We start from the raw sequence: 9032 nt of genomic DNA on the forward strand, positions 1-9032 counted from the left end.
GCGTCAGGGTGCGGCGGCCCTTACTGCCTTCAGGATCTCCGCCCAGGAGGCCAGCTTGAAGTTCTGGGCGTCCGGGGCGTTGTTTCCATCCTGCGCGACAAAGAGACCGTCAGGGAAGGTGCGGCTGAACCGGCCCGGAGCAAGGGCGATGCCGTCGGTCTCCTCTGCAGAGCCGATGGTCCCGCCGGCGATCCTGAAACGACCTGCAGGGGCGAGTTCAGGCAGGCGATAGAGGGCGTAGGCGTTATCGCCCTGGCTGGAAACCACCAGCCAGCCGCGAATGCGACCTCTCGGCATGAGGGCCAGACCCTCCACATCGGCCGTGAGCTGGACGTTGTCGACCCGGATGGCGAGGCGGCCTTCCGTCGTGCCGCCGGGCCGTGCGTCAAAGGTCCAGACCCCTGCGGCCTCCTCGCCGACATAGAGGGTCCCGGTGCGGGGATCGACGACGCATCCCTCGGCCTGGGAAGGGACGCGCAGGGCCCTGACAGGCGTCCCGGAGGCGCCGGCCTTCGTCAGGTCAAGTCGGACCTGGACGATCTGCCCATCCTTGAGCACGGAGAAGGCGTGTATCTCGCGCGCAAGGACGGCCAGGCAGACGCCATAGGCCTCGCCGCCGCCGCCCTCCGCTTCACCGAGCGGAATGAGTGCGCCCCGGCGGGTGTCCAGGCGGTAGATCCTGAGCAGGGCCCGAGCGGGGTCGTTCCGGTCGGAGGCGACCACCAGGACGCCCCTGGAGCCGAGGTCCAGGAGGTCGACATTGTTCACCCGGCCGGCCGGAGTGAAGTGCACGCTTTCGCCGGAAAGGCGGTAGACGTGGAGCCCCGCCTTCTTGTCGGTGCCGACGATGAGGCTCTTCTCCGGATTGCGTGGATCACGCCAGATGGCGGGGTCGTCGGCGGCGTCGTCCGCCACAGTGCCCACCGGGGTGGTCTGGCCGCGGGCGGGTATTGAGACGGTCTGGGCGGTCGCCGATACGGCAAGGACCGCCGCCAGAAGGAGGCCGAGGCCGGCCGTCTGGATCGCCTGCATCAGAAGGTCACCCGGACGCCGCCCGCAAAGCGCCGACCGAACCGCTCCCACTCGATGGTGTAGATGTCCGTGAAGCCGGTGGGCACGCCCGTGGCGGTCAGGAGATTGCCCGGCTCGGCGAAGCGGCGGCCCGGATTGTCGAGCAGGTTCGTTGCGTCGAAATAGACCTCGACGTTCTGGTTCACCTCATACCGGGCCGAGAAGTCCAGTTCGTCGTCGGCATCCCAGTACGTGTCCCCGGCGTCGGCCAGGTCGTCCGCAAAGCCATCCAGCCAGGCGGAGCGCTTCTGGTAGCTGAGCCGCAGGGACAGGCCGTACTTCTCGTAATAGCCGCTGATATTGTAGACCTCGTCCGAGGTCCCTGGCAGGCGGAGCTTTCGCACCGGGATCGAGCCGATGGCGGGCTTCAGGACCTTGCTGTTGTTGAAGGTGGCGTTGGCGCTGACCCCGAAACCGCCAATCCAGTCCGGGACCCCGAGGCTCTCCACCCAGGGTTCCAGCTGGAACTGGGCGGCCAGCTCCAGACCCACAAGGCGTCCATTTCCGCCATTGGTGATGCCCGAGAAGATATAGCCCGAGCGGTCGATTCCGTTGCTGTTCAGCGCGTCGGAGCCGAAGGTCCGGGTCTGGCGGTAAAGGACGTCTTCCACCCGCTTGAAGAAAACGCCGGCCATAAGGTAGCCCTGCGGCTCGACATACCATTCCAGATAGGCGTCAAAGCCGCTGGCCAGTTCGGGGCGGACCGCGGGATTGCCGCCCGAGATGGTCTGGTTGGCGTCGTTCACCGTGACGTTGGGGCGCAGCTGGTCATAGTCGGCCCGGGCTGCGCCGCTGTTGTACGACAGGCGCAGCTTCTTGGTTGCGTCCAGGTTCACGTTCACATGCAGGCTCGGGAAGACGAGGGTCCGGTCGGCCTCGGCCGTCACCGGGCCTGTCACACCGGCGACCGTGGCGACAGCGGTCCCGCGGTTTTTCAGGTTCTCGACCCGAAGCCCGCCGATGGCCGAGCCCCAGTCCCACTTCACCGTGCCCATGGCGTAGCCGGCATAGACCTGCTCGCGCACGTCAAAGATGTTGCCGGTCACAGGGTTGAAGGTGAAGGCCCTGCGAGCAGCGCCCGCTGCGGCGCGCATCTTGTCGGCGTCGAAGTAGCGGAAGGTGTAGTCCAGCGGGATCTTCCCGAGGAAGGCCTGGTCCAGTGAGAAGGCGTTATAGTTCGTCGGAATGCCGATGGTCGCAAACTGAGCTGCGGTGTTCACGACCAGATTCTTCTCGTCCACAACCTTGGTGCGCTGGTCGAACTGGAAGCCGAGCCGGAATGTGGCTTCTCCGCCGAGGAACTCCGCCTCCTTCGCCACCCAGAGCCGACCTGTGTAGGCGGTGGTGGTGTCCACGGCGTCCAGGACAGTCAGGCCCGTCAGGGGCTTGGTGAAGGTGTCGATGGCCGTGACTGGCGTTCCGGCCTGGAAACGCGTCGGGCTGGAGAGCTGTAGCGTCGTCGCCAGAAGCAGCCGCGACCGGTTCGGGTCTGAGAAGTCATAGGACACGGTCGGCCGCAGGGTTCGGGCGCTGGGGCTCTCCCAGGTGGTCTCGCCGACAACCGAGCGGTCGTCCTTGGACTCGGTGTAGTTGGCGAGCCAGTTCAGGGTCCAGCCGTCGCCGAAACCGTGCTGGCCTTCCAGGGTGTTGGTGAAGATCGACTGCTCAAAGGCCCGGAGGGTGGAGCGCTGGCGAATGTCGATGCCGTAGACTGTTCCCTGCAGCGGCGTATTGCCGATGCAGATATCGGCATAGCCGGTGTTGATGGGGGTCGGGTTCACCGCCGTGGCGCACGGGTCTGTCGATGAAACGAGGTCCGACTGCCGGTCGTCGAGGTCGAACCGGTAGTTGTCCCGCATCTCGTCGTCCGTGAAGGTCGTGTAGATCGACCGGAAGGAGACCTGGTTGTCACCCTGACGCCAGTCGCCCCGGCCGGAGACGGACCAGTTCTTGCGGGTCAGGCGATAGAGCTTGTTCTCGGCTTCATGCGCCCAGAAGCGGGTCAGGTTCCCCGGGCGCTGGTCCTGCGAGACCCGCTCAAAGTCGGTCTCGAAGTTGTCGGTCACCATGTCCCGCTGGAAATAGGAGGCGGAGAACACGAACCCGACCTCGCCGTCGCCCAGGTCATAGCGGTTGGAGGCAACGCCATAGGCTTCGTACTGGGGCTTGTCGCCCAGTTCGGCGACGCCGTAGCCGACCTTTCCGCCCAGCTTCAGGCCCGGATAGTCGAAGGCGGAGCGGGTGATGATGTTGACGTTCCCCGAGACCGTCTCGCCCGGCATGTCCGGGGTCACGGCCTTCGAAACGATGATCTGCGAGGCGATGGCCGACGGCACGGAGTCGAACCGGGCGTCGCGACCCTCCGGGCTGACCACGTTGATCCCGTCGAAGCTGAGGGTGGTCCAGTAGTTCGGGGCGCCGCGCAGGCTCACATACCTCGCCTGGCCCTGATCGCGCTCGACGGCGACGCCGGGCAGGCGACTAGCGGCCTGCGCGATGTTCTGGTCCGGCAGGCGTCCGACGCTGTCGGAGGCGGCCACGGCGACCAATGAGTCGGACAGCTTCTGGGTGCGAAGCGCCGCTGCCTCCGACTCTGCGATCGGCCTCGAGGCGGTGACCACCAGCTCACTGACCGCGCCGGATCCCGCCTCCTGGGCGTGCGCCGCCAGAGGAGCGGCGAGGGCCGTGCTGCAGAGGAGGGCGAAGCGAAGCGCGGCCGAGGGGATCGGGAGTGTCATGCCATTCATCCTGCCGGGTGGACCTGCGCCGCGGGACCGCGGCGTTGTTTCCCCTTGGCGAGGATTCATGTCCGACAGGCGACCGTCCTGTGACGGTTTGGTTTCAGTGGCGCCGGGGTCACACCTGCCCCGGGGGCTCAGCCCACCGCAGCGCGTGATCCTGCCTCGACCTTCGCGCGCGAGATGAGGCGGATGGTCGAAGTCGCCTTGGCCAGGACTTCGCCCGAGGCGTTGAGGAGTCGGCCCTCGGCGAAGCAGGTCGACTTCCCGGCGCGCTCAATCCACGCCTCTGCGAGGACCAGCCCGGGTCTAGCCGGCGCGAAGAAGCTGACCTTGAGCTCCAGGGACATCGGCGTCATGTCTCCGCCGCCGGCCATGGCTGCATGCGCCATGGCGGCGTCAATCCACCCGCAGATGAATCCGCCCTGCACCACCCCGCCGGAGTGGCACATGTGGGCGCCCGCAAGATACTCGATCGCGGCGCGACCTGGCTCGAAGGTGACCAGCCGCTGCTGTCCGAGCGTTCTCTGAAGCTCCTGAAGGGGTTGAGAGTTCGTCATGGCGCGAGATCATCCTCCCTTTGTCTCGGATCTTGTCATGACCCTTCCGAGCCCGGCATCGAGGCTTCAAGATCTGGTCCGCTAACCTTCTTGCAACCCTCGATGCGTAGTTTAGCCCTATAAGATGTAGCCTTGGGTGGTGCATGGTTCCCCTGAGCCGGGATCTAGTCGTGCTCGTCATCGACGACAACGTCGGGATGCGCAGCATAATGACCGCGGTGCTGCGCGCCCTGGGTTTCACGACCATCCGACTGGCCGATGACGCCGTGGAAGCGCAACGAACGCTTCACCAAGTGAAGCCTGACCTAATCATCACTGAAATCAAGATGCCCGTGATAGACGGCGTGACCTTCGTCCGCAACCTCAGGGCTGACGAGTCAAATCCGTTCAGCGAAGTACCGATCATCGTCGCGACCGGACATACCGAGGAAAAGCACGTCAAGGCCTGCATCGCAGCCGGCGTGGACCAGTTCATTGCCAAGCCGATCACAGGTATGGCGCTGGCGGAGAGAATCCGAAGCGCTCTTTCTCCGACGCGCCAGTTTGTTCGCTTTGGCAACTATCACGGTCCCCGACGTCCAATGAGTGATTTACAACGGTGACGGGAGTCTGATGGTCGCGCATATCCGGTTCAGCCCTCATGGAGAGGGCGAGGGCGGGGCGTCCGGGAGCAGGCCCTCGGCTCTCAGCTGCTCGTAGGCGGCCGACTGCAGGCCAGTGGCCTGGGCGGGCGAGAGACCCAGTTCATAGGCGGCCACCTCCCGCTCGCCCAGACTTCTCGGGTCCCGCCCTGTGACCGCTCCGAAGATGACCAGAGCACTGAGATAGTAGCCTGCCGCACTGGCGTGATACTGATCCCAACCCCACAGATCGACCTGCCCGAAGGTCAGACCATCATATGGATTGGGATCCGCGACCCCGGATTCCATGGCCCGGTTCCACGCCTCTCCGACGGGCAATACGCCGCGGACGGCGCTCGAGACCGCGCGCGCCCGATCGTAGCCCGCACGCACATCCCGCGCCATCGCCGAGATGGGCTTTCCGTTCCACGGGCTGGGTTTGGCGTAGGTCAGATCCGCCCGCGACCAGGTCGCCTGATAGTAGATTCGGGCGCCGGGATTCCGCCGACCTAGGATGTCGGAGAGCTGGCGACCGTACTCAATGATGCGGGTCGCATCGCCTGGACGGTCCAGGTCCAGCGTCGACTGTCCCTGCAGGATGACGACGTCCCAGGGCCGGTCGATCAGGGGCAACCTGTTCGCCAGATGCCAGTCGAAATTCTTTCCGGGGGATGTTTCGAGGCTGACCTGGTAGTCTAGCCCCGCCTGGTAGGTCAGCACCTTGAAGATGGCGGGAACCCCGCCGATGCCCTCCTTGTTGAGGTCCGTCACCTGTTCCGGGCGATAGCGCAGGACGGGCGAGGTGGCCCCGAAGGTAAAGCTGTTGCCGACGAAGAGGATGCTCTCGGCGCGGGCGGTCGCGGCGAGCAGGGTCAGGCTGAGCGCCAGGCACAGCGATTTCAGGGCGGAAATGGTCATGACAAGCTCCGTCGGACGACCGAAACACAATCACGTCGACGGTGACTCCGCAAATCCGCCGGAGACATGAAAACCCCTCCGGCGTCGCCGCCGGAGGGGTCTTTGTCACGCCGGAGCGCCTTGCGGATCAGTAGCCGTTGATCCGGGCGTAGCGGTCGCGGTGGTAGCTCTGGCTGCCGAAGGCCGCCTCAGCCGCACGGGCGCGCTTGAGGTAGAAGCCCGCGTCATGGGCGTCGGTCATGCCGATGCCGCCGTGCATCTGGACCATCTCGTTGGAGACGAGGTGGAAGACGTCGCCCATCTTGGCCTTGGACAGGGAGACCAGCTCAGGAACGTCCGGGCTGTCCGCGTCGATGGCCTGGAGGGCCGCCTCGACGGCGCTTCGGGCCAGCTCCAGGTCGGTGAACATCTTGGCCGCGCGGTGCTGCAGGGCCTGGAAGGAGCCGATGACCTGGCCGAACTGAACCCGGACCTTGAGGTAGTCCAAGGTGGTCTCGAAGGCCTGGTTGGCCGAGCCGAGCATCTCGGCGGCCAGGGCCGCGCGGACGCGGTCCAGGGTCTTTTCGAGAACATCACCGCCCTTGTCGACCGCGCCCAGAACCGCGTCGGCGCCCACCTCGACCTTGTCGAAGGTTATGTTGGCCGCGCCGCGGCTGTCGGCCAGGGCCAGTCTCTTGCGGCTCACGCCCTTGGCGTCGGCGGGAACCAGGAACAGGGTGATGCCGTCCTTGTCGCCCGGCTTGCCGGAGGTGCGGGCGGAAACCACCAGCAGGTTGGCGGCCAGGCCCTCGATGACGAAGGTCTTGGTCCCCGACAGGCTGTAGCCCGAGCCGGACTTGGTCGCGGCCAGGGCGACCTTTTCAGGCGCATGGTGCGGGCCTTCATCCACCGCCAGTGCGCCGACCACGGAGCCGTCGGCGATCTTCGGCAGCCACTCGGACTTCTGAGCGTCGGAGCCACCCAACACCAGGGCCGAAGCCGCGCCCACGCCCGAGGCGATCAGAGGCGAGGCGGTCAGGGTCCGGCCCAGCTCTTCCAGGATGAGGCCCATGGACAGGTAGCCGAAGGCCGAGCCGCCGTACTCCTCGGGGATGATCACCCCGGCCCAGCCCATCTCGGCCATCTCGTTCCAGGCGTTGGCGTCGTAGCCGATGTCGACGCCGGAATCGCGCATCTTGCGGAAAGCGGTGACCGGGCTCTTTTCCTGGGTCCAGCTCTTCGCGGCGTCGCGGAGCATGCTCTGTTCTTCGTTCAGAACGGCCATTTCTGTTGATCCTTAATCTCGTCGTATCGGTGGAAAGTCAGTTGTGCTGGGTGAGGTCTGGCAGGCCGAGGATGCGCTTGGAGATGATGTTGCTCTGCACCTCCTGGCTGCCGCCGTAGATCGTGAAGGCCTTGCCGCCCAGCCAGCCGCGGACGGCGCCGAGCTCCTCGGGCTTGAAGGCGTCGCCTTCCCAGCCTAGGCCCTGGTGGCCCATGATCTCGAGGGTGAGTTCGTGACGCATCTGCATCCAGCTCGTGCCAGCGTTCTTCATGATCGAGGTCGCCGCGCTGGGGCCGGAATTGCCTTTGCTCTCCAGCATGGCGCGCACGGCGGTCTGCTGGAAGGAACGGCCCTCGATCTCGTGCTGGACCACGCGGGTGCGCAGGTCCGGGTCGGCGATCCGGCCCTGTTCATCGACGCCGACATACTCCCGGGCCAGGTCCACCAGGGAACGGCCGCCCATGCCAACGCCGCCTCCGGCGCCGGACAGGCCGCCGCGCTCATGCTGCAGGAGACGCTTGGCGATGGTCCAGCCACCGTTCAACGGCCCGACCAGGTTCTTCTTCTCGGCGCGGGCGTCGGTGAAGAAGGTCTCGCAGAAGGGCGAGGAGCCGGCGATCAGCTTGATCGGGCGCACTTCAACGCCCGGCTGGTGCATGGTGAAGAGCACGAAGGAGATGCCCTCGTGCTTCTTCGAGGTGTCGGTCCGCACCAGGCAGAAGCACCAGTCAGCGTACTGGGCGCCGGAGGTCCAGATCTTCTGGCCGTTGATCAGGAAATGATCGCCCTTGTCCTCGGCCCGGGTCTGAAGGGCCGCGAGATCCGAGCCAGCGCCGGGTTCCGAGAAGCCCTGGCACCACTGAACATCGCCGCGGCAAATCGGCGGGATGTGCTCCAGCTTCTGGTCCTCGGTGCCATACTCGAGCAGGGTCGGGCCGAACATCATCACGCCCATGCCGCCGATCGGATTGTAGGCGCCGGCGCGGCCGAATTCCTGCTGGATCACCCGGGCCTCGGCGCTGGAGAGGCCGCCGCCGCCATACTGCTTAGGCCAGGTGGGGGTGCCCCAACCCTTGGCGCCGACCGCCTTGCGCCAGGCTTCCTGGGCCTCGCTCGGCTTGGCGCGCTCCTCGCGCATCATCGGGTTGGGCCGGCCCTTCAGCTCGGCGGGGAAATTGGCCTCGACCCACTCGCGCACTTCCTTGCGGAAGGCCTCCGGATCGCCGCCGCCAAAATCTGCCATGAAACGTCTCCTTCAGAAAAACGGGCTCAGCGCGACTGGGTCAGGTCGGGCAGGCCAAGAATGCGCTTGGATATGATGTTGTTCTGCACTTCGTTCGACCCGCCGTAGATCGAACCGGCCTTGCCCGAGAGCCAGCCGCGGACGGCGGACAGTTCGTCGGCTGAGAAGTCCTCGCCCTGCCAGCCCAGGCCCCGGCTGCCCATGAACTCCAGGGTCAGCTCGGCCCGGTCCTGGGCGATCTTCATGTTGGCGTTCTTCATGATCGAGGTCGTCGCGCTGGGGCCGGCGTTGCCCTTGGCCTCCAGAGCCGCGCGGCGGACCGTGGCCTGCAGGGCGGCCTGGTCCATCTCGTTCATGATGATCCGGGTGCGAAGGTCCGGATCGGCCAGGCGGCCCTGTTCGTCTTCTCCCACATAGACCTTGGCGACCTGGCCGAGGATGACCTTGTTCCCGGGACCCCGGCGGGCGCCGTCCATGCCGCTGCGCTCGTGCTGGAGCAGCCGCTTGGCCACCGACCAACCGCCATTCAGGGGGCCGATCAGGTCGTCCTTCGGCACCTTCACGTCGGTGATGAAGGTCTCGCAGAAGGGCGAGTTGCCGGCGATCAGGCGGATCGGC

General features: G+C 66.0%; 8 protein-coding genes. 1 reads left to right on the forward strand and 7 read right to left on the reverse strand.

What is annotated here, in order from left to right; translation table 11 throughout:
• Nucleotides 1–3: 3 nt before the first annotated feature.
• The 3 genes from INE98_RS05550 to INE98_RS05560 all read right to left on the reverse strand — a co-directional run bounded on the left by INE98_RS05550 (nt 4) and on the right by INE98_RS05560 (nt 4369).
• Nucleotides 4–1032 carry a phytase gene (locus INE98_RS05550; RefSeq protein ID WP_293537242.1) on the reverse strand — a complete coding sequence of 343 codons (1029 nt, stop codon included), beginning with the start codon at nt 1030–1032 and terminating at the stop codon, nt 4–6.
• On the reverse strand, nt 1032–3809 hold the full coding sequence (locus INE98_RS05555; RefSeq protein WP_293537244.1) for a TonB-dependent receptor: 2778 nt from the start codon (nt 3807–3809) through the stop codon (nt 1032–1034). The genes INE98_RS05550 and INE98_RS05555 overlap by 1 nt, the downstream gene beginning before the upstream one ends.
• Nucleotides 3810–3946: 137 nt before the next feature.
• Nucleotides 3947–4369, reverse strand: a complete 423-nt coding sequence (locus tag INE98_RS05560) for a PaaI family thioesterase (RefSeq protein WP_293537246.1) — start codon at nt 4367–4369, stop codon at nt 3947–3949.
• A 170-nt stretch (nt 4370–4539) separates the two neighbouring features.
• Here INE98_RS05560 and INE98_RS05565 point away from each other — a divergent pair, with 170 nt between their 5' ends.
• Nucleotides 4540–4971: a response regulator gene (locus INE98_RS05565; RefSeq protein WP_293537247.1), complete on the forward strand. Its 432-nt coding sequence runs from the start codon at nt 4540–4542 to the stop codon at nt 4969–4971.
• A gap of 36 nt (nt 4972–5007) precedes the next feature.
• Here INE98_RS05565 and INE98_RS05570 read toward each other — a convergent pair whose 3' ends face one another.
• The 4 genes from INE98_RS05570 to INE98_RS05585 all read right to left on the reverse strand — a co-directional run.
• Nucleotides 5008–5907 (reverse strand): hypothetical protein, encoded by a 900-nt coding sequence (locus INE98_RS05570; RefSeq protein WP_293537249.1) that lies wholly within the window; start codon nt 5905–5907, stop codon nt 5008–5010.
• Nucleotides 5908–6034: 127 nt separating this feature from the next.
• Nucleotides 6035–7171, reverse strand: a complete 1137-nt coding sequence (locus tag INE98_RS05575; protein ID WP_293537250.1) for an acyl-CoA dehydrogenase family protein — start codon at nt 7169–7171, stop codon at nt 6035–6037.
• 37 nt (nt 7172–7208) lie between these two features.
• On the reverse strand, nt 7209–8414 hold the full coding sequence (locus INE98_RS05580; RefSeq protein ID WP_293537252.1) for an acyl-CoA dehydrogenase family protein: 1206 nt from the start codon (nt 8412–8414) through the stop codon (nt 7209–7211).
• A gap of 26 nt (nt 8415–8440) precedes the next feature.
• Nucleotides 8441–9032: acyl-CoA dehydrogenase family protein (locus tag INE98_RS05585; RefSeq protein WP_293537254.1), on the reverse strand; the 592-nt coding region annotated here is incomplete at its 5' end.

The organism is Phenylobacterium sp. (genome assembly GCF_020253645.1).
In the GTDB taxonomy this organism is placed as follows: Bacteria; Pseudomonadota; Alphaproteobacteria; order Caulobacterales; family Caulobacteraceae; genus Phenylobacterium.